The organism is Streptomyces sp. NPDC050528 (assembly GCF_044457795.1).
Lineage (GTDB): Bacteria > Actinomycetota > Actinomycetes > Streptomycetales > Streptomycetaceae > Streptomyces.
The window spans coordinates 673,180-693,008 of sequence record NZ_JBITHH010000001.1 but is presented as its reverse complement, the minus strand read 5'-3'; the positions used below and the strand labels follow the sequence as shown (position 1 = coordinate 693,008).

The window sequence follows — 19,829 nt, the reverse complement described above, 5'->3', positions numbered from 1 at the left end:
GAACGATTACTCGGCTACGTCGGCTACTCGGCCAGTTCCTCCAGCAGCCGGGCCGTGGACAGTCCCGTGCGCAGGTACTCGACGAACAGTTCGTTGTGGAGGGCCCACGGGGACCGGCGGGAGCGGATCAGCCGTATCGCCTCGTCGGTGGAGTACCCGCGGCGGACCAGCGCGTGGGCGACGACGAGCCCCGACCTGTTGTAACCGTGATAGCAGCGGACGAGGACCTTCCGCCCGTCGTCCAGCGCGTCGCAGGCGGCGACGGCCAGCCGCATCACGCCGGCCAGCTGCGTCCCGTCCAGCGGCCCGTCCGGAATCGGCCACACATGATGCTCGACGCCGGGGTCGGGCCCGTGCCCGGGCAGCCGTAGCAGCGTTTGTACGAGATCGAACTCGTCCCGCACCACCGCGAACTCCGGTTGCCCCGTCCGCCCCCTGAACTCGTGCCCGCCCATCCACAGACCGGGCGTGATCTCGCTCCACGGACTGTCCGGAGCGGGTACGTCGGGTTGCTTCCTGCGCGTCCGCAACGGCGCCTCCCCAAGCCCCAGCGACTGACCCAAAGGTAACCGGGTTCTTGCCCCTTGAGCACCCCGCCTGTTCCCATGGTCGAGGGGTGATGGTGCATGAACGGACTGCGCGTCATACCGACCTGGCGCCATGGTCAGGAACGGCTGTACGTCTGTCACACGGACGGAAGGAACGTCGCCTGGTACGACAGGGAGGCGGCCCGGATCAATCTGCTGAGCGAGGACCGCAGAGAGGACGTCCTGCACGCCCTCGGCCCCTTCCTCACCGGCCCGGTCACGGTGGGCCCGCCCCCGGTGCCGACCCCCGCGGAACTGGCCCGCCTGACCCTCCACCCCGACGACGACCTGGCCCCCAACCGCCCCGGCGAGGCCCTCCACGTGGCCCTCGACCGAGACCCGGGCCCGCAACACCGCCTCCGTCCCGACCCCCGCCGCCGAGCCCTGACGGCGGAGCAATCGGTGGGCGAAGCCCTGGACGCCCTGGACGGCGCGGGCTGGCACGCCCTCCACTCGATCCCGCTCCCCGGCGGCGACCGCCTCCACCACTTGCTGATCGGCCCCGGCGGCCTCTTCGCCGTCCACACGCTGTACGCCCGCAAACAACGCGTCCAGATCGCCGATCCCATGGTCACCCTGGCCCGCCGGGACCCCCTCCCCCTCCTCCGCCGAGCCCGCTCCGACGCGGCCCGAGCGTCGTACGCACTGACGGCCGAGGTCCATCCGGTCCTGGCGCTGTTCGGCCCGGCGGACGTCAGCGCGACGACACCGCTGCGCGAGGTCCGCGTACTCCAGGACACGGAGCTGTCCGAACTGGCAAGAACGGGTGGGGTGTTGAAGCCGGCGGATGTGGAGGCGCTGCACGCGATGGCGAGGGACCGGCATACATGGGGGAGGGTGTGAGGCTTGCACTGCCGGTACGGGTGCGCTTCGGGGCGAGTTCGTCGCGTGTGTTTTCAAGTGGACGTTGGGCCGCCCGCTTCTTGGCCAGTGTCGGGCTTCCACGGCCCGAGTAAAGGGCGCTTCGCTGCGCTACACGTCGCCTCCGGCGATGGCCCTGCGGGCCACCCTTGACTAGGGCCGCTCCAGCCCGTTTCAGAAGCGAGCGGGCGGCCCGAAAAGACGGTTGCCCAGGTACGTAGGCCCCCGAGCCTGTTATGCCCTCACCCGGCGTGCTGGCGAGACGCGACCGCGCACCCCTTCACACCGGCCAGCAAGGCAGTACAGGCAAGGGAGTTCACACCTGGCCATCCGTTCCTGCGGGCGGCCCAACGTCCACTTGAAGGGGGCGAGGCGCATCCCCACGTAACCCCTCGTCAAGGCAGAGCTCCCGCTAGTCCGGCGTCGAGCAACGGTGCCAGCAGATCACCGTACTCAAGCAGCCGTACCTCCAACTCCCCTGCCCTGAAAGAAAGTTGATCCGGGTCCACACACGCAGACACCTCCTCCCACGTCACCGGCGCCGACACACACTCCACCGCCCGCGCCCGCAACGTATAGGGCGCGGCCGTGGTCTTCCGCGCAGCGTTCTGACTCCAGTCGACGAACACCTTCCCCGGCCGCAGACTCCGCGTCATCCGATGCACGACAAGCCGAGGCAGAACCCGCTCCGCCTCCACGGCCAACTCCTTCGCGTACGACACGACCCGCTCCGAAGCCACCGGCTCAACCCCCGCCAGCAGATGCAACCCCTTCGCCCCGGACGTCTTGACGTACGCCTCGATCCCGTCCACAGCCAGCCGCTCCCGCAACCACACCGCGACCTCACAACACTCGACGACAGTCGCCGGCGCCCCAGGGTCGAGGTCGAAGACGAGCCGGTCGGCGAGCCCCGGCGCCCCGATGACCCACTGCGGCGTATGGAACTCGGTGACGAGATTCGCCGCCCACATCAAGGACGCCAGATCCTGCACCAGCACCATCCGCGCCGGCCCCTCCGACCGGGGCACTTCCGCGGTGGTGACCCAGTCGGGCGTACCGGGCGGCACGTTCTTGGTGAAGAAGACCTGCCCCTCGGGCCCGTCCGGATACCGCAGGAAGGACACGGGCCGGTCCCGCAGATGGGGCAGCAGAACCTCGGCGATGGTCGCGTAGTAGTGCAGGACCTCGCCCTTGGTGAACCCGGTCGCCGGGTACAGCACCTTGTCCAGGTTGCTGAGCGCGACCCTTCGCCCCTCCACCTCGGTGATCGGCGTCATACGATGAGAATCCCACGAAAACATGATGAACCGGGCGCGAGCCGAAATCGGAAGGCGGGTGCGGCAGGTGCGATCCATATGGAACGGCGCCATCTCCTTCGGCCTGGTCAGCATCCCGATCAAGCTGGTGAACGCGACCGAGAGCCACTCCATCTCCTTCCGCCAGATCCACACCGAGGACGGCGGCCGCATCCGCTACCGCAAGGTCTGCGAACTGGAGGACCGCGAGGTCGCCCAGGCCGAGATCGGCAAGGCGTACGAGGACGCGGACGGCACGATGATCCCGATCACGGACGAGGATCTGGCCCAGCTGCCGATCCCGACGGCGAAGACGATCGAGATCGTGGCGTTCGTGCCGGCCGACCGGATCGACCCGCTCCAGATGGACGCGGCGTACTACCTCTCCGCGAACGGCGTCCCCGCGGCCAAGCCGTACACCCTGCTGCGCGAGGCGTTGAAGCGCAGCCAGAAGGTGGCCATCGCGAAGTACGCGCTACGGGGCCGCGAACGCCTCGGCATGCTGCGCGTGGTCGACGACGTGATCGCCATGCACGGCCTGCTCTGGCCGGACGAGATCCGCGTCCCCGAGGGCGTCGCCCCCGACACGAACGTCACCGTCCGCGACAAGGAACTCGACCTGGCGGACGCCCTGATGGACACGCTGGGCGAGGTCGACCTCGCGGACCTGCACGACGACTACCGCGAGGCGGTCGAGGAAATGATCACCGCGAAGGCCTCCGGCGAACAGCCCGCGACGACCCCGTCCCCGGCCCCCGGAGCCAAGGTCCTGGACCTGATGGCGGCCCTGGAGAAGAGCGTCCGCGAGGCAAAGGAGTCGAGAGGCGAGGACCCGGCCACCAAGAAACCGGAAACACCGGAAACAAAAGCCGAGGTCAGACGCATCTCCCCCCGAGCAACCCCCAAACAGACCCCCGGCAAGAAGTCGACGTCCACGACAACGAAGAAGACGACAACGGCAAAGAAGCCCCAGTCCCAGTCCGAGCCCCCACCGAAGAAGACAACCCGCACAACCAAAAAGACAACGACGACGAAGTCCACCACGACGGCAAAGAAGACCCCAGCGAAGAAGGCAACTCCCCGCAAACGAACGGCTTGAGCGGCACCTTCTTCACCGGTTTCCGCACACGGTTAACCGACCAACGGCTACCGCGACCGTGAAGAAGCCCCGGGTGAAGCAGGCAACTACCCCGCAAGCAAGCGCCCCGAGCGGCAGCCTCCTCGCCCGTCCTCGCGTAGCGGCACTTGCCCCACCGCGACCGCGACGAAGTTCACCGCGCCCTTGAAGCAACCGCCGACAGGCGAACGGCTTGAGCGGCGGCCCCTTGCCGGTCTGCGCGGTGCTACCCCATGCACCGCGCCCGCGAAGAAACCCCCGGCGAAGCCACCCCGCCAGAGAGGGACCCACGCAGCGCTACCCGGTCCACCGCCACCACCACCGCGCCCACCGCGCCCACCGCGACCACAAAGAAGCTCTCGCCGAAGCCCCCCCCCGCCAGCAACCCCCTTGAGCAGCAACCCTCTTGAGCCGCAACCTCCTTCACCGATCCCCGCGCAGCACCACCGCACCCGCGCCGCCACCACCAAGCCCAACCATCACCAAGCCCAACCATCACAGCGCCCCCGAAGATCCCCCGGCAAGGCCCCGCGCAAGAAGCCCCCCCCGCAAACGAACACCCCGAGTCGCACCCCCTCCCCTTCCCCTCTCCCCCCTCCCCACGAACCGTTACCCCACCCTCCGCAACGCCAACACGGCGTTATGCCCCCCAAACCCGAACGAATTGCTCAACGCCAGATCCCCACTCCCGGCCCCCCGAGGCAACTCCCGCGCCAGCCCCGTCACCACATCCAGCCCGATCGAGTCGTCCAGCTCGCCCGCCCCCAAAGTCGCCGGCACCACCCCGTGATGCAACGTCAGTACCGTCGCCACAGCCTCAACCCCACCCGCAGCCCCCTGCAGATGCCCAAGATGCCCCTTGATCGCGGTGACAGGAACGTTCTGCTGGCCGAACACCGACCGCAACGCCTCCGCCTCCGCGAGATCCCCCTCAACCGTCGCCGTGGCATGCGCGTTCACATGGACGACGTCCACGACATGCCCGCCCGCATCGCGCACAGCCCGCCGCACGGCGAGTGCGACCCCGGCGCCGGACGGATCCGGCGCGGCCATGTGGTGCGCGTCGGCGGACAGTCCCCACCCGGCCGCCTCGCAGTAGATCCGCGCTCCACGCGCGCGTGCGTGTTCCTCGGCCTCCAGGACGAGCACCCCGGCCCCCTCCCCGTTCACGAACCCGTCCCGGTCCTTCCCGAACGGCCGTGACGGCGACGACCCGTCAGCCAACCCCCGCGTGGACAACGCCCGCATCGCCGCGAACGACGCCATGATCGCCGGCGTGACGACCGCCTCGGCCCCGCCCGCGAGGGCGACGTCGACCCGGCCGTACCGTATGCGGTCGACGGCCGCCCCGATCGCCTCCGTGCCGGAGGCACACGCCGCGGTGACCGTGCGGGCCTCGCCGGTGATGTGCAGGTCGAGGGAGACCTGGGACGCGGCCTGCGACGGAACCGTCATGGGCGTGGTGAGCGGCGAGACGCCGCGCGGCCCCTTGTCCCGCAGTTTGCGGTCGCCGCCGACCAGCACGGACGCGTCCCCGAGGATCGCCCCGAGACTGACCCCGACCCGTTCGGGATCGACCCCGCTCTCCCGCGTGCCGCCCGCCACGAAACCGGCGTCCCCCCACGCCTCCCTCGCGGCCAGCACCGCGAACTGCGCGGCCCGGTTCATCCGCCGCGCCGCCGCCCGCGGCAACAACTCCGCCGGATCGACAGGCACGGTCCCGGCCACCCGCACGGGCAACTCCGCGAACTCCTCACCCTCCAGTTCCCGAATCCCGTGCCGCCCGTCGAGCAACCCCCGCCACAACGCGTCGACCCCGACCCCGAGCGGCGTAACCGCCCCCAACCCGGTCACCACAACCCGCCGCGGCCCGCCCGCGGCCGCCACCCGCTCCGGCCGCGGACGATGCCGTACGACATGCTCCGCGTCCGCCCAGTCCCGCACCTCGGTGTCGGACGCGACCTCGCCCGTCCCGCCGTCGAGGTCCCGATGCCACACCCCCCACCGCCGCACATACGACACCTCGCCCGCCCCCGGATCCACCACCCGCAACGAACTCACCCGGTCGCCCTCCCGGAACTCGACCCCGGCGAGGTCGTCGGAGACGAGGCGCGGCACCGCCCCGACATCCAGTCGCCGGCACCCGCTGATCACCCGGCGGTCGCGGCCGAGTATCTCGTCGTGGTCCGTTCCGCCGAGCGGCGGCCGCAGGGTGACGCGGATCGTCTCGGGGGTCTCGGGGAGGGTGTGGACGACGACGTACCAGCAGGCGCGTTCGGCGTCGGCCGGGGTCAGGGCGATCAGGTCGCCCGGGATGACCTCGGCGGCGGTCACCGGGTGGGGAGCGAGGGGAACTTGCGACGAATCGGATGAATTGGACATATCTCGCACACTTCCTGGGGGACTGAACGGACTTATGCCCTACGGCAAACCATTCAGAGTGAACTGGACGAAACCGGAAATGGCCACGGTTGAACGGTGAACCTGTTGCGCCCCAGGGGCCCTCAAGGCCCGCCGGAATAGGGCGAGTTGTCCAGTTGGTCGCCGAAATTATGTGTGGAACGTCACTTTCGTGGCCGTCGCAGCCACCCCCGCACGCACTTGTTCCCTGGATTTAACGCGAGGCCCTCTGGCAACTCCCTTTCTACGCGCGTAACTTGAGCCGACTCCCCACAGGCACCCGGTATCGGCAGCTAGACGAAGTACGAGGAGACCGCCAGCGTGTCCAGACCTGAAGGGCGCAGACCCCGCGCCCGCCGCACCGCCCAAGCGATCGTCTCGGTGGGCGCGGCGGGAGCATTCGCCTTCACCGCCCTGCCCACCGCGTCCGCAACTCCCTCTGCCTCAGCGGTGATTGCCGAGGTCTACGGCGGCGGGGGCAACTCGGGAGCCACCCTGACCCGCGACTTCGTCGAACTCGGCAACGCCGGTTCGGCGGCCTACGACCTGTCGGGCTACAGCGTCCAGTACCTGCCCGGTACGCCTTCCTCCGGCTCCACTTGGCAGGTCACCGCCCTCACCGGCGCGATCGCCCCCGGGGCCCGTTACCTCGTCGGCGAGGGCACCGGCAGCGGCGGCACGACCGCGCTGCCCACCACCGACGCCACCGGCTCGATCGCGATGAGCGCCACCTCCGGCACGATCGCCCTGGTCTCCGGCACCACCGCGCTGACCTGCAAGACCGCCGCGGACTGCGCGGCCGACCCGAGCATCGTCGACCTCGCGGGCTACGGCACCGCGGTCGTCCGCGAGGGCAGCGGCCCGGCCACCGGCGCCTCCAACACGGCCGCGGTCGCCCGCGCCGACTCGCTCGCCGACACCGACGACAACGCGGCCGACTTCACGAGCGCCACCCCGACACCGGTCAACTCGGCGGGCCAGACGCCCGGTTCGGGCGACGGTGGCGGCGGTGACGGCGGCTCGCCGACCGACCCCGGCACCGTCCGCGTCCACGACATCCAGGGCACGACCCGCCTCTCGCCGTACTCCGGCCAGACGGTCACCCGCGTCCCCGGCATCGTCACCGGCGTCCGCAGCAGCGGCTCCCTCGGCTACTGGATCCAGGACCCGACCCCCGACACCGACCCGCGCACCAGCGAGGCGGTCTTCGTCTACACCGGCTCCACCAAGCCGACCGTGGCGGTGGGCGATTCGGTCCTGGTCACCGGCAAGGTCAGCGAGTACTACCCGAGCAGCACCAGCCAGTCGAACACCGAGATCACCGGCCCGACCACCACGGTCCTCTCCAGCGGCAACGCGCTCCCCGACGCCGTCGCGCTGAACGCCACCTCGGTCCCCGACGCCTACATCCCGACCGCGTCCGGCGGCAGCATCGAGTCCCTCCCGCTCCAACCCACCGTCTACGCCCAGGACTTCTACGAGTCCCTGGAAGGCATGCGGGTCACCTTCGCCGACGCCCGCGTGGTCGGCGCGTCGGACGCGTACGGCGAGCTGTGGGTCACGGTGAAACCCGACGAGAACGCCACGGCACGCGGCGGCACCCTGTACTCGTCCTACGACCAGCCCAACACGGGCCGTATAGAGGTCATGTCGCTCGACACGACCTCAACGTTCCCCGCAGCCAACGTAGGTGACGAGCTGTCAGGAGTCACGACCGGCCCCCTCGACTACTCCACCTACGGCGGCTACAACGTCCAGGCCACCCAGCTCGGCACCCTCGTCGACAACGGCCTGAAGCAGGAAGTGACCCGCCGTCAGAAGAAGGACGAGCTCGCGGTCGCCACGTACAACGTGGAGAACCTGGACGCGCTCGACACCCAGGAGAAGTTCGACCGGCTCGCCGAGGGCGTCGCGGTCAACCTCAACTCGCCCGACATCGTGGCACTTGAGGAGATCCAGGACGACAACGGCGCGACGAACGACGGCACGGTGACGGCCGAGGGCACCCTGAAGCGCTTCACGGACGCGGTCCGCGCGGCCGGCGGCCCGGCGTACAAGTGGCGTTACATCTCGCCGACCAACAACGCGGACGGCGGCGAGCCCGGCGGCAACATCCGCCAGGTCTTCCTCTTCAACCCCAAGCGGGTCTCCTTCACCGACCACCAGGGCGGCGACGCCACGACCGCCACGAGCGTGGTGAAGACCCGCAAGGGCGTCGAACTCACCTACTCCCCGGGCCGTATCGACCCGACCAACGCGGCCTGGGAGGACAGCCGCAAGCCCCTGGTCGGCGAGTTCACCTTCCAGGGCGAGCAGGTCTTCGTGATCGCCAACCACTTCATCTCCAAGGGCGGCGACCAGCCGATCCACGGCCGCTACCAGCCCCCGGCCCGCAGCTCGGAGACCCAGCGCGCGGCCCAGGCGGCAGAGGTCAACACCTTCGTCAAGTCCCTCCTCGCGGCCGACAAGAACGCCAAGGCGGTCGTCCTCGGCGACCTGAACGACTACGAGTTCTCCCAGACGGTGACCACCCTGACGGCCGACAAGGTCCTCAAGCCCCTGATCACCACCCTCCCCGCCGCCGAGCGCTACACCTACGTCTACGACGGCAACTCCCAAACCCTGGACCACATCCTCACCAGCCCCGCGGTGACGTCCTTCAACTACGACGTCGTCCACATCAACGCCGAGTTCGCGGACCAGGCAAGCGACCACGACCCCCAGATCGTCAGAATCGACCTCGCGAAGTGCCGTAGGCACTAGGGCTGTTGGAGGCTGACGGGGTGGGCCGCCCCGTCAGCCTCCCAGCGCCGGGCAGGGCAACCCCCTAAGGGGCGCGGGGAACTGCGCGACCAGCCCCAACGCACCCGCACGCGCAAAACAACACAAGCCACTCAGACGCTAAGGCGCACACTCCGGCCCACCGCACTCCGCCCCGCCACCATGACCAACCCGACCCCCACCGCAAGCCCCAACCCCGGCTGCACCGGAAACCGCCCGCCGTACGCGAACCCATGCCCGGCAAACCAGACCAGCGCACTCACACTCACCGCCATCCCACCCCACAACGCCCAAGGCCGACACGGGAGATCACCGGGCCGCGTCCGTTCGTAGACCACGGAGAGCGTCCGCTCCAACGGCCGCAACACCCCGACGACCCCCACCAGCACCACCCCGAGCACAACCAACCACGGCACCCGCAGCACCCACCAACTCCCCGACCCATACGCCGGTTCGGGAGCAAGCCCGGTGAGATAGAAGGCCGCGGCGACGATCAACACCGGCACCATGTGCCACAGGTACAGCGTCATACTGGCACCGCCCAACGGCCTTACCAGCCCCCACAGTTGCTCCCGCTCCAGCAACCGCCGCAGCGCAGGCGCGACCAGCAGCGCCACCCCCACCTGACCAATCACCCAGGCCAGCATCGCGGCGGACGGGGGATTGGTGTTACTCGGACTCTGCCCGGTCACCAGAATCAGACTCACCGGGAACGGCCCGAGGGCGACGAGCGCGGCGAAGGCGACGGCACCGCCCACGGCCATGCAGGCGGCGAGAGCGGACCGCTCCGTGAGCAGCAAGTCCCGCCAACAGAACCCCAGTTGATAGGCAACGCCCCACACGAGCACGTAGTTGAGCAGTCCTACGACGGGCGCGTGCACGGTGACCACCAGCACGTCCGCGACGACCGCGATCACCCCCATCACCACCGGCACCCGCAACCCCCACCGCCGATGTGCCGCGTGTAGAAGGGGAGTTGCCGCACTGAGCAACAGATACACCGGCAAGAACCAGAACTGCATCGCCATCGCCCACCCGACGAGCGCGAGGATGCCGGGGTCCACCCCGACCGCCGAGCAGATCGCGACGGCGACCAGCACCAGCCCGCTGTACACCCCGGCCGGCAACAGCAGCCGTAGCGCCCGCTGCCCCACCCAACCGGTCGCCGTACGCCCCTCGTTGAGGGCCCGCGCCCAGGAGCCGCCGGCCGCGTGCCCACCGGCCAGGAAGAACAGCGGCATGATCTGGAACCCCAAGGTCAACCACTGGGTCCAGTGCACGGTAGCGAGCAACTCCGGTGCGCTGATCGCCCCGTTGGGGTCCCGCACCAACCCGGTGATCAGCCAGTGCCCGAACACCACCAGCACGATCGCCCACGCCCGCAAGAAGTCGACGCAGCGATCCCGGCCCCCGCTGCCCACGCTCAAGTCCCCCATGAGACGCCATGGTGCTGCCGGTGTACGGCAGTTGTGGGGGAGCGGCGCCGTCCCGCAACCAATCCGTGCCCGTCACGACACCGGCGACAGCTCTCCACATCCCTTGACCCGCCCTTGCCTTGACTCGCCCCTGTCAACACTGCTTCCCTGAGCCCACACAGCGAATTGGTCTGCACCAATATCGCGCAGGGATTGAATCGATTCACCCCCCGTCCCCCGTGGAGGTCGCGCATGCGTACCCGATCGAGATCCCGTTCCCTCTCCCGTTCTCGCACCCGTTCCCTGTCCCGCTCCCTCCTCTCCGCCACCCTGCTGACCGGCGCCCTCGCGGCGGCCGGCCTCACCGCGGCGGCCCCCGCATCCGCCGCCTCCGCCCCGAACGCCTGGCCCGCCCACGTCTTCGCCCCGTACTTCGACGCAGGCTCGGGAAACGTTTCCCTCACCGACGTGGCCAACAACTACGGCACCAAGTTCTTCACGGCCGCGTTCGTCGACGGCCCCGGCTGTCAGTGGCAGGTGCCGGGCCAGTCCGCCCTCCAGTCGCAGATCGACGGCATCCGCGGCCTCGGCGGCGACGTCTCCGTGTCCTTCGGCGGCTACACCTCCGACACCGCGCTCACCGAGATCGGCGACTCCTGTTCCAGCCCGGAGGCGGCTGCGGCGCAGATCGAGAACGTCATCACCACCTTCAACCTCTCGCACGTCGACTTCGACATCGAATCGGCGTCCCTCACCAACTCCTCCGGCATCGACCGCCGCGACAAGGCCCTTGCCCAGGTGCGCACTTGGGCCGCGAACAACGGCCGCGCGCTGTCGATCTCCGTCACCCTCCCCGCCCTCCCCAGCGGCCTCTCGGGCGACGGCCTGAACGTCCTCAACAACGCGCGCTCCAACGGCTTCACCCCGGACGTCGTCAACCTGATGACCATGGACTACGGCTCCTCGGGCACCGACATGGGCAACGCGGCCAACACGTCCGTGGATGCGGCGGCGAGCCAGGTCGCGAGCGCGTTCGGCATCTCCACCTCCGCCGCCTACGCCAAGCTCGGCAACACCCCGATGATCGGCCAGAACGACAGCGCCGGCGAGGTCTTCACCCTCGACAACGCCCGCAGCATCGAGGCCTTCGACGCCTCACGCGGGATCGCGCTCACGTCGTACTGGTCGCAGAACCGCGACAACGGCGGCTGCGCGGGCTCGACTTCGGCCCAGAGCACGTGCAGTGGCGTCAGCCAGAACTCCGGTGACTTCGCCCGTATCTTCCAGGCGTTCACCTCCGGCAGCAGCAGCGGTGGCGGGGGCACCGGCTCAACTGTCCAGTCCCTGCCCGGGACTTGGGCCCAGTGCGCGAGCGAGAACGGCACCTGCGCGGTCAGCGGCACGACGGCCGTGGCCTACGGCGCGAGCGGCAGGTTCAACTACGCGACGGAGACCGGCTCCACGCCCTGCACCAACGCGGTCTTCGGCGACCCGATCTCCGGCACCGCCAAGTCCTGCTACGGCCAGTCCGCCCCGCCCGCGACCAACGTCTGGACCTCCTGCGCCGCCGAGGGCGGCACCTGCGCCTTCTCCGGCGTGATGACGGTGGCCTACGGCGCGGGCAGTTCCTTCAACTACGCGACGCTGCCCGGCGGTACGGCGTGCACCAATGCCGTGTTCGGCGACCCGGCCGCCAACACGGTCAAGTCCTGCTACCTGATCGGCGCACCGCCCTCCTTCGCCACCTGGACCAACTGCGCTGCGGAGGACGGCACTTGCACCTTCTCCGGCACCCACGAGGTGGCGTACGGCGCGGCCGGACGGTACGTGTACCGGTCCGTGTCCGGGTCCACCGGGTGCGGCAACGGGGTCTTCGGCGACCCGGTGTCGGGCACGGCGAAGTCCTGCTACGTGCAGTAACTCCTGGGCCGCTTGGGCTCCTTCGGTCCGGCGGATTGAACGTTTCAATCCGCCGGCCGAGGGTTCCACCCGGTTTCCCCCTCCCCGCACCGCCGCTCGAACGAGGAGAAGCAGCCTCATGAAACGCACGTTCCGCATCGCGCTCGTCGTCGCGCTGGGCCTGGCGTTCGGCGGCGCGGTATCGCTCGAATCCCCACCGTCCGCAGTTGCTGCCACTGTCTCTACGGCAGCCACCCCGGGCGACGCCTACAACCTCTCCCCGACCTCCCGGACCCTCGCCCCCACCGCCGTCTACGGCACGAGCGGCTCCGTCAGCAACCCGACGAACGTGCTGTCCCACCAGTCAACTCGCCTGAACGGCAACGGTTCCGCGGTCACCCTCGACTTCGGCAAAGAGGTCGGCGGGATCGTCACCCTGAACTTCGCCGGTGCCAGCGGCGCGGGTCAGAGTGTCGGCCTGGCGTTCAGCGAGTCCTCGCTCTACACCGGCACCAGCAGCGACAACTCGGCCGGCGGCACGGACGGCGCGATCTACGCCACCGTGGGCGGCGCGGGCAGCTGGACCATGCCCACCGACAAACTGCGCGGCGGCTTCCGCTACTTGACGCTGTTCCTCAACTCCGGTGGCTGGGTGGACGTCAACGGCGTCTCCCTCGACTTCACCGCCGCGCCCGGTGCCTCGAACCCGGCCGCGTACCCGGACTACTTCTACTCCAACGACGACGAGCTGAACCGGATTTGGTACGCGGGCGCCTACACCGTGCAGCTGAACACCATCGACCCGACCCAGGGCCGCGTCTACCCGCCGGTGTCCTCCGGCTGGGAGAACAACGCCACGGTGGGCGTCGGCAGCGAGGTCCTGGTCGACGGCGCCAAGCGCGACCGTTCCGTCTGGCCGGGCGACCTGGGCGTCTCCCTCCCCACCGCCTACGTCAGCACGGACGACCTGACCGCCGCCCGCAACTCCCTCACCACGCTCTACCAGATTCAGAAGTCGACCGGCGAACTCCCTTGGGGCGGCCCGGAGTTCAACTTCTTCGGCTCGGACACGTACCACATGTGGACGCTCATCGGCACGTCCACGTACTACCTCGACAGCGCCGACAAGGCCTGGCTGGACGGCATTTGGGCGAACTACAAGCGGGGCGTCGACTTCATCACCGCCAAGATCGACAGCAACGGTCTCCTCAACGTCACCGGCACGCTCGACTGGGCCCGCAGCGGCCAGGGCGGCGAGAACATCGCGGCCAACGCCATGCTCTACCGCGTCCTGACCACCGGCGCGACCCTGGCCCAGGCAGAGGGCGACAGCACCCTGGCCGCGACCTACAGCAGCAAGGCCGCCTCCCTCAAGTCCCAGATAAACAGCCGCCTTTGGGACGCATCGCCCGGCGCGTACAAGGACAACCCGACCAGCTCGCTCCACCCGCAGGACGGCAATTCCCTGGCCGTCTGGTACGGAGTGACCCCCGGCACCACCCAATCCCGCAGCGTGGCCGCCTACTTGCGCACCAACTGGGGGAGCCGAGGCGCACAGACCCCGGAGTTCAGCAACAACATCTCGCCGTTCACCGGCTCGATGGAGGTGTACGCGCACTTCGCGGCGGGCGACGACACCAACGCGCTGAACCTCATCAGGACCGAGTGGGGCTTCATGCTCGACTCGCCGATCGGCACCAAGAGCACGTTCTGGGAAGGCTATTCACCGCAGGGGGACCTCACGGCCTACCCCGGCTCGTTCACGAGCATGGCGCACGGCTGGTCCACCGGCCCGACCGGCGCCCTCACCTCCGACGTCCTGGGCATCGCCCCGACGACGGCGGGCGGCGTCGCCTATCAGGTCGTACCGCACCCCGGAAACCTCACCCATGTCGAGGGCACCCTGACGGTCGCCGCCGGCAAAACGATCCACGCGAGCTACGACCACCCGGCCGACGGCGGCTTCACCCTCCAGGTGGACGCGGGCACCAACTCCGGTTCCACCGGCGTGATCGCGGTCCCGCGCTTCGGCCAGAACCACACCGTCTCCATCAACGGGAGCACCGCCTGGAACGGCACCTCCTTCACCGGCGCGACGGGGGTCACGAGCGCCGACCAGGACGCCGACTACATCTACTTCCGCGGCGTCCAACCGGGCTCGTACACCGTGGGCTACGCGGCCACCGGCACGGTCTCCCCGACGGAAAACCCTGCCCTGCCCGGCACTTGGACCCAGTGCGCGCTGGAGGGCGGCACGTGCGCGGTCTCCGGCACGAAGACCGTCGCCTTCGGCGCACAGGGCAAGTTCGGCTACACGACGGCCAGTTCGGGCACGGCTTGCACCACCGCGACCTTCGGCGACCCGGCGAGCGGCATCGCGAAGGCCTGCTACGTCCAGCCCGCACCGCCGACCACGAACGTCTGGTCCCAGTGCGCGAGCGAGAACAACTCCTGTGCTTTCACCGGGGTGTTGACGGTCGCGTACGGCTCCGCAGGTTCGTACCGCTACGCGACTCTGTCGGGCGGCACCCCGTGCACCAACGCGGTCTTCGGCGACCCGATCTCCGGCACGGCGAAGTCCTGCTACCTGACCGGAGCACCCCCGACCACCACGACCTGGACGACCTGCGCCGCGGAGAACGGCACCTGCACCTTCACCGGCACCCACGAGGTCGCCTTCGGCGCCAACGGCCAGTACTTCTACGGCAGTTACACGGGCGGCACCCCGTGCACGAACACGGTCTTCGGAGACCCGATCTCCGGAACGAGCAAGTCCTGTTACGTCCAGTGACGCACTTCTCACGAGGAAGGCCGGACGATGTTCAGATCGAAGTTGAAAGGGCGGCCCGCGCAGACCGCCGTACGGAGGCCGAGGTCGAGATCGAGGTCTCGACGCCTGGTCTGGCTGGCGACCCTGGCCCCGATGGTCGCCCTGCTCTACGGCACCACGACCACCCAGCCCGCGCTGGCGGCGGCCCCTGGAGCCCCCGCCGGCTGGTCCACCGTCTTCACCGACGACTTCAACGGCTCGGCGGGATCGGCTCCTTCGTCGGCGAACTGGAAGTTCGACACCGGCCCGGGTTCCAGTTTCGGGACCGGTGAGATCGAGACGATGACCGACTCCACCGCCAACACCCACCTCGATGGCAACGGCAACCTGAACATCACCGCGCTGGGCTCCGGCAGTTCGTGGACGTCGGGCCGTATCCAGACCCCGACGGCGAACGTGGGCGCACCGGCCGGCGGCAAGCTGGAGGTCACCGCGTCCATCCAACAGCCCAGCCCCTCAAGCGGGTTGGGCTACTGGCCGGCGTTCTGGATGCTGGGCCCGGGCCAGTGGCCGGAGAACGGCGAGATCGACATCATGGAGGACGTCAACGCCCTCTCCGACGTGGCCGGCACGATCCACTGCGGCACCTCACCGGGCGGCCCCTGCAACGAGGGCGCGGGCATCAGCAGCGGTCTGCGCGCCTGCTCAGGCTGCCAGAGCGGCTTCCACACGTACTCGATGATCCTCGACCGCACCAACACCTCGGCGGAGACGATCACGTTCTACCTGGACGGCAACGCCTACTACTCGGTCGCCGAGTCCCAGGTGGGCACGGCCACTTGGCAGGCGGCCTTCGACCACAACCAGTCGATCATCCTGGACCTGGCGATGGGCGGCACGTTCCCGAACGCGGCCTGCGGCTGCACGACGCCGTCCGGCTCGACGACATCGGGCGGCACCCTGAGCGTCGACTACGTGGCGGCGTACACCACAACAGGAAGCAGCACCGGCTCCACCACCCAAGCCCTGCCCGGCACTTGGCCCCAATGCGCGAGCGAGAACGGCACCTGCACACTCAACGGCACGTCGGCGGTTGCCTTCGGCGCGAACGGCCGCTTCAACTACACGACGGCGACCGGCTCAACTCCCTGCACCACGGCGGTCTTTGGCGACCCGACGTCAGGGGTGGTGAAGTCCTGCTACGCGGAGGCGGCACCCCCGGCAAGCAACATCTGGTCCACCTGCGCCGCCGAGAACAACACGTGCGCGTTCTCCGGCGTGATGACAGTCGCGTACGGCGCCGCAGGTTCGTACCGCTACGCCACGCTGCCGGGCGGCACCCCGTGCACCAACACGGTCTTCGGCGACCCGATCTCGGGCACGGCGAAGTCCTGCTACCTCATGGGCCCACCCCCGTCGTTCGCGACCTGGACGACCTGCGCGGCGGAGAACGGCACGTGCTCCTTCTCAGGCACGCACGAGGTGGCGTACGGAGCGAACGGCCAGTACTTCTACGGGTCGTTCAACGGGGGCACTCCCTGCACCAACACGGTGTTCGGCGACCCGGTACCAGGAACGGCAAAGAACTGTTACTACCAGTAACAATGCGCAGGTGGGCGCCCCGCCGTTACTCACTTTCGGGTGACGGTCGCGCCGGGCCGGGGGTGGCGCACCGTGGCGAATGCGGAGCCCGGCCCAGTGCCCGCAAGGCCCGTTGTCCGGCCGGGGCGTCAACCTGGTGCATCACGCGCATAAATGGACGGTACAGGCGACAGTCACGGAAACACGACTGACTCGTAACACGATTCACGTATCGCTCATATCCTGACCGTCCGGTGGAGAAGGTGTGGGTGTGCGGCCAACAGGCCGCCACCCGCACACCGCACAGCCCGGGGTCCGGCCGTAGCCGTATCCAGGGAAGTGCCCGCACCATGCTGGGGGAACCCGTGACCTCTTCACCTTCCGTGTCCGTCCGCCGTCTGGCCGCCGCCGCTCTCGCGGCCGGCGCTCTCGTCGGCGCGGCGGCACTGCCGGCGACCGCTGCCGACCACGCGGCCCGGCCGAGCGTGGAGATCAGCCGCGTGCAGTACGACTCTCCGGGACCGGAGGACCGCTCCAACCGCTCCCTGAACAACGAGTGGGTGGAGATCACCAACCACGACCGCCGCAGCGTCAACCTCGACGGCTGGAAGCTCTCGAACAAGGACGGCCAGACCTACACCTTCCACCACTACCGCCTGGACGGCCACGCCACCGTCCGCGTCCACACCGGTGTCGGCCGCGACACCAACCGTGACCTCTACCAGGACCGCCACAACTACACCTGGGACAACCGCTCCGACACCGCCACCCTCCGCAACGACCACCGCCGCCTCGTGGACGACACGTCCTGGGGCAACCACGACGGTGGCGGCCACGGTGGCGGGGGCCACAACGGAGGTGGCGGTCACAACGGTGGCGGGGGCCACAACGGTGGCGGCGGTCACGGTGGCGGCCACCGCTGACCACCAACTGCACTACGACGTCATGACGTTCAGGCGATGACGTGACATCTGCGATATCCGCGGCGCGCTGTCCCAGCCAGGGGCGGCGCGCCGCTCACGTCTGCGCCAGGCCTCGACCCGGGTAGCCTCGTCCCGAACACACGGCAGGGACGGGGGAGTTCACGCAATGGCGAAGAAACCGGTACGCGCAGCGGTGGGAGACATCTGGCTCAAGTGCCAGGTCTGCCAAGGAGATCTGTTCCGCGACCGGGGCGTCCTCCTCAACAGCACCGGCATGGAATTCATGAAGCTGGCCTGGGCCGACGAGAACGCCACCGGCCTGATCTGCTGGCGCTGCGGCTACGTCCACCTGTTCGTGAACAGGGACATCAAGCTGTACCGGGCGGACAAGTAGCGGAGACTGCCGAGCCAAGTGGATTAGCCGGCCGGCCTGTTGGGGGCGGCAGGGCTGAGCCGTCCGGTTCCGGATTCTCTGCTCCACTCCACGGCGGCTAACCGCACGAGTCGCACATGCCCGTCGCGGGGAGCTGGACGAAGCAACCGCCACAGACCTGCGGAGGCTTCTCGGTGCGCTCGCGTCGGCGTTCGACGGCCGCCTGATGTCGGGGGGCGAGCGCGGGGACGCCACCGCCGGGCGGCAGGGTTGCTCCGAAGTGCCGATAGCAGGCGAGCCGGGCATCGGCGGCATGCTGTTCACGTTCCAGCACGTCCTCCAGCGGCGGTTCTCCAGCGACTTCCAGCACTTCCTTGTAGCCGTTGCCCACCATGCCGTCGTCACTGTGAACCACCAGCGCGGTCAGTGGCGGATCGCCACGATGATGCGCTTCACGGACCACTTTGCCGAGCGTGGAGCCGATCCAGTGATGCAAGCGAACCTTGGTACGGAATCCCGTCCCGCTCTGGATCTCCTCAGCCAACTCCTTGTAGGTGATGACGGCGTGGTAGCTGCGCGCCACGCCCACGAGGACGGAGTACGCCTCTGCCGCCCAGGCTTCGCGAATCTCCTGCGGTGTCGGCAAAGCACCGCCGGCCTCACGCTCAGGCTCGCTGTCCGTCACCCCCCAACCTCGCCATGGACTCGTCGATTGATGCCCCGCCGCACCCTCCTCCGAACGACGACCGAGGCGCCATCGATCGCACCGGTTGTCGCTACTGCGAACCGGCCGAGTCCCAGCACGCGCGGAGCAACGCGACCAGGCGCAGGGTACGCAGAACTCCTGCCGCCCCGTCGGGGACCTTTCGAGATCAGCACGCCATTGCAACGTGATCACTGACTAACGGCGGCTCTAACCGACACCCGCCTGCACAAAACGCGAAGACCCCGTCCTCAGCTAACGCGCTGATGGCGGGGTCTTTAGGCACCAAATACAAGGTGCCCCCGGCAGGATTCGAACCTGCGCACACGGCTCCGGAGGCCGTTGCTCTATCCCCTGAGCTACGGGGGCGTGTCCGTCGCGGTGATCGCGGCGACGGGTAGAACCCTACCAGTTCCTTACGGGTGTTCATGAACAGGTTTCTCGGTGATCAGGGAGGTGATCGGGGAGGTGATCGAGAAGGTGGGCAGGGCGGTGTGCCGGGTCGCTCGCAGGGGGTGGAAGTGGGGAAAACCCGGACGCGGTGGCCGGTCCGGACCTACTCTCGAGTTGTGCCAGGCGCGTCGGGTCGGGTGCTTGTTGTGGACGACAACAAGGTCATCCGGCAGTTGATCAGGGTCAATCTCGAACTGGAGGGTTTCGAGGTCGTGACCGCGGCCGATGGTGCCGAGTGTCTGGATGTCATTCACCAGGTACGGCCCGATGTGGTCACCCTCGATGTGGTCATGCCCCGGCTCGACGGACTGCGTACCGCCGCCCGGTTGCGCAGTGATCCCCGGACCCGTGACCTGCCCCTCGCCATCGTCAGCGCCTGCACCCAGTACGAGGTCGACAGCGGGCTCGACGTCGGCGTCGACGCGTTTCTCGCCAAGCCCTTCGAACCTGCCGAACTCATCGCTCTCGTACGGCAGTTGATAGAGCGGGGGCGGCGGCGTGAGCCGCGTGATCCGGCCGATGGCCTCTCCATCGGTGGTGCCTTCGGTGCCGGCGCCGGTAGCGGTGAGGGTGAGCGGGCCGGGCGGGGTGGGCGTAGCGGCGGCTGAGGCAGCAGCCTCTCCGGTAGCCCGTCTCCGTCTCCATCCCGGTCTCCATCTCTCATCGCCGTC

The 19,829-nt window shown here is 68.9% G+C and carries 14 protein-coding genes and 1 tRNA gene; 9 read left to right on the top strand and 6 right to left on the bottom strand.

Going from position 1 to position 19,829, the window contains the following annotated elements; genetic code table 11:
* Window positions 1–23: 23 nt before the first annotated feature.
* Window positions 24–530 (bottom strand): dual specificity protein phosphatase family protein, encoded by a 507-nt coding sequence (locus ACIBK4_RS03145; RefSeq protein ID WP_366433925.1) that lies wholly within the window; start codon window positions 528–530, stop codon window positions 24–26.
* 96 nt (window positions 531–626) lie between these two features.
* Between ACIBK4_RS03145 and ACIBK4_RS03140 the strand changes: the two genes are divergently transcribed.
* Window positions 627–1,430: a nuclease-related domain-containing protein gene (locus ACIBK4_RS03140; protein WP_398991558.1), complete on the top strand. Its 804-nt coding sequence runs from the start codon at window positions 627–629 to the stop codon at window positions 1,428–1,430.
* A 413-nt stretch (window positions 1,431–1,843) separates the two neighbouring features.
* Here the strand turns inward: ACIBK4_RS03140 and ligD are convergent, their stop codons facing one another.
* Window positions 1,844–2,725 carry a non-homologous end-joining DNA ligase gene (ligD, locus tag ACIBK4_RS03135; RefSeq protein WP_398991556.1) on the bottom strand — a complete coding sequence of 294 codons (882 nt, stop codon included), beginning with the start codon at window positions 2,723–2,725 and terminating at the stop codon, window positions 1,844–1,846.
* Window positions 2,726–2,783: 58 nt separating this feature from the next.
* On the opposite strand from ligD, the gene ACIBK4_RS03130 reads away from it, so the two are divergent.
* On the top strand, window positions 2,784–3,842 hold the full coding sequence (locus ACIBK4_RS03130; protein ID WP_398991554.1) for a Ku protein: 1,059 nt from the start codon (window positions 2,784–2,786) through the stop codon (window positions 3,840–3,842).
* Window positions 3,843–4,469: 627 nt separating this feature from the next.
* Here ACIBK4_RS03130 and ACIBK4_RS03125 read toward each other — a convergent pair.
* The gene (locus ACIBK4_RS03125; RefSeq protein ID WP_398991552.1) at window positions 4,470–6,242 is read right to left on the bottom strand and encodes a beta-ketoacyl-[acyl-carrier-protein] synthase family protein; all 1,773 of its coding nucleotides are present in this window, start codon (window positions 6,240–6,242) and stop codon (window positions 4,470–4,472) included.
* A 399-nt stretch (window positions 6,243–6,641) separates the two neighbouring features.
* On the opposite strand from ACIBK4_RS03125, the gene ACIBK4_RS03120 reads away from it, so the two are divergent.
* The gene (locus ACIBK4_RS03120; protein WP_398992926.1) at window positions 6,642–9,023 is read left to right on the top strand and encodes an endonuclease/exonuclease/phosphatase family protein; all 2,382 of its coding nucleotides are present in this window, start codon (window positions 6,642–6,644) and stop codon (window positions 9,021–9,023) included.
* A gap of 131 nt (window positions 9,024–9,154) precedes the next feature.
* Here the strand turns inward: ACIBK4_RS03120 and ACIBK4_RS03115 are convergent, their stop codons facing one another.
* Window positions 9,155–10,477 (bottom strand): acyltransferase, encoded by a 1,323-nt coding sequence (locus tag ACIBK4_RS03115; protein ID WP_398991550.1) that lies wholly within the window; start codon window positions 10,475–10,477, stop codon window positions 9,155–9,157.
* 231 nt (window positions 10,478–10,708) lie between these two features.
* Between ACIBK4_RS03115 and ACIBK4_RS03110 the strand changes: the two genes are divergently transcribed.
* The 5 genes from ACIBK4_RS03110 to ACIBK4_RS03090 all read left to right on the top strand — a co-directional run bounded on the left by ACIBK4_RS03110 (window position 10,709) and on the right by ACIBK4_RS03090 (window position 18,023).
* Window positions 10,709–12,376 carry a chitinase gene (locus tag ACIBK4_RS03110; RefSeq protein WP_398991548.1) on the top strand — a complete coding sequence of 556 codons (1,668 nt, stop codon included), beginning with the start codon at window positions 10,709–10,711 and terminating at the stop codon, window positions 12,374–12,376.
* A 118-nt stretch (window positions 12,377–12,494) separates the two neighbouring features.
* Complete coding sequence (locus ACIBK4_RS03105; RefSeq protein ID WP_398991546.1) at window positions 12,495–15,146, top strand: MGH1-like glycoside hydrolase domain-containing protein; 2,652 nt, start codon at window positions 12,495–12,497, stop codon at window positions 15,144–15,146.
* Window positions 15,147–15,173: 27 nt separating this feature from the next.
* The gene (locus ACIBK4_RS03100; RefSeq protein ID WP_398991544.1) at window positions 15,174–16,727 is read left to right on the top strand and encodes a glycoside hydrolase family 16 protein; all 1,554 of its coding nucleotides are present in this window, start codon (window positions 15,174–15,176) and stop codon (window positions 16,725–16,727) included.
* Between the two features lie 233 nt (window positions 16,728–16,960).
* Window positions 16,961–17,629, top strand: a complete 669-nt coding sequence (locus ACIBK4_RS03095; protein WP_398991542.1) for a lamin tail domain-containing protein — start codon at window positions 16,961–16,963, stop codon at window positions 17,627–17,629.
* 166 nt (window positions 17,630–17,795) lie between these two features.
* Window positions 17,796–18,023, top strand: a complete 228-nt coding sequence (locus tag ACIBK4_RS03090) for a hypothetical protein (protein WP_033282142.1) — start codon at window positions 17,796–17,798, stop codon at window positions 18,021–18,023.
* Between the two features lie 97 nt (window positions 18,024–18,120).
* On the opposite strand, the gene ACIBK4_RS03085 is transcribed toward ACIBK4_RS03090, so the two are convergent.
* Both ACIBK4_RS03085 and ACIBK4_RS03080 read right to left on the bottom strand, forming a co-directional pair.
* A complete protein-coding gene (locus ACIBK4_RS03085; RefSeq protein ID WP_398991540.1) occupies window positions 18,121–18,687 on the bottom strand; it encodes a hypothetical protein in 567 nt (188 codons plus the stop codon).
* Between the two features lie 315 nt (window positions 18,688–19,002).
* Window positions 19,003–19,074, bottom strand: a tRNA-Arg gene (locus ACIBK4_RS03080).
* A 152-nt stretch (window positions 19,075–19,226) separates the two neighbouring features.
* Here ACIBK4_RS03080 and ACIBK4_RS03075 point away from each other — a divergent pair.
* Window positions 19,227–19,766 carry a response regulator gene (locus ACIBK4_RS03075; protein ID WP_398991538.1) on the top strand — a complete coding sequence of 180 codons (540 nt, stop codon included), beginning with the start codon at window positions 19,227–19,229 and terminating at the stop codon, window positions 19,764–19,766.
* The last annotated feature ends 63 nt before the right edge of the window (window positions 19,767–19,829 follow it).

What these genes read in the sequence shown, in the direction of transcription:
- ACIBK4_RS03140 (WP_398991558.1), top strand. Translation starts at nt 627, where the DNA reads ATGAACGGACTGCGCGTCATACCGACCTGGCGCCATGGTCAGGAACGG.
- ligD (WP_398991556.1), bottom strand. Translation starts at nt 2,725, where the DNA reads ATGACGCCGATCACCGAGGTGGAGGGGCGAAGGGTCGCGCTCAGCAAC.
- ACIBK4_RS03125 (WP_398991552.1), bottom strand. Translation starts at nt 6,242, where the DNA reads ATGTCCAATTCATCCGATTCGTCGCAAGTTCCCCTCGCTCCCCACCCG.
- ACIBK4_RS03115 (WP_398991550.1), bottom strand. Translation starts at nt 10,477, where the DNA reads ATGGGGGACTTGAGCGTGGGCAGCGGGGGCCGGGATCGCTGCGTCGAC.
- ACIBK4_RS03110 (WP_398991548.1), top strand. Translation starts at nt 10,709, where the DNA reads ATGCGTACCCGATCGAGATCCCGTTCCCTCTCCCGTTCTCGCACCCGT.
- ACIBK4_RS03105 (WP_398991546.1), top strand. Translation starts at nt 12,495, where the DNA reads ATGAAACGCACGTTCCGCATCGCGCTCGTCGTCGCGCTGGGCCTGGCG.
- ACIBK4_RS03100 (WP_398991544.1), top strand. Translation starts at nt 15,174, where the DNA reads ATGTTCAGATCGAAGTTGAAAGGGCGGCCCGCGCAGACCGCCGTACGG.
- ACIBK4_RS03090 (WP_033282142.1), top strand. Translation starts at nt 17,796, where the DNA reads ATGGCGAAGAAACCGGTACGCGCAGCGGTGGGAGACATCTGGCTCAAG.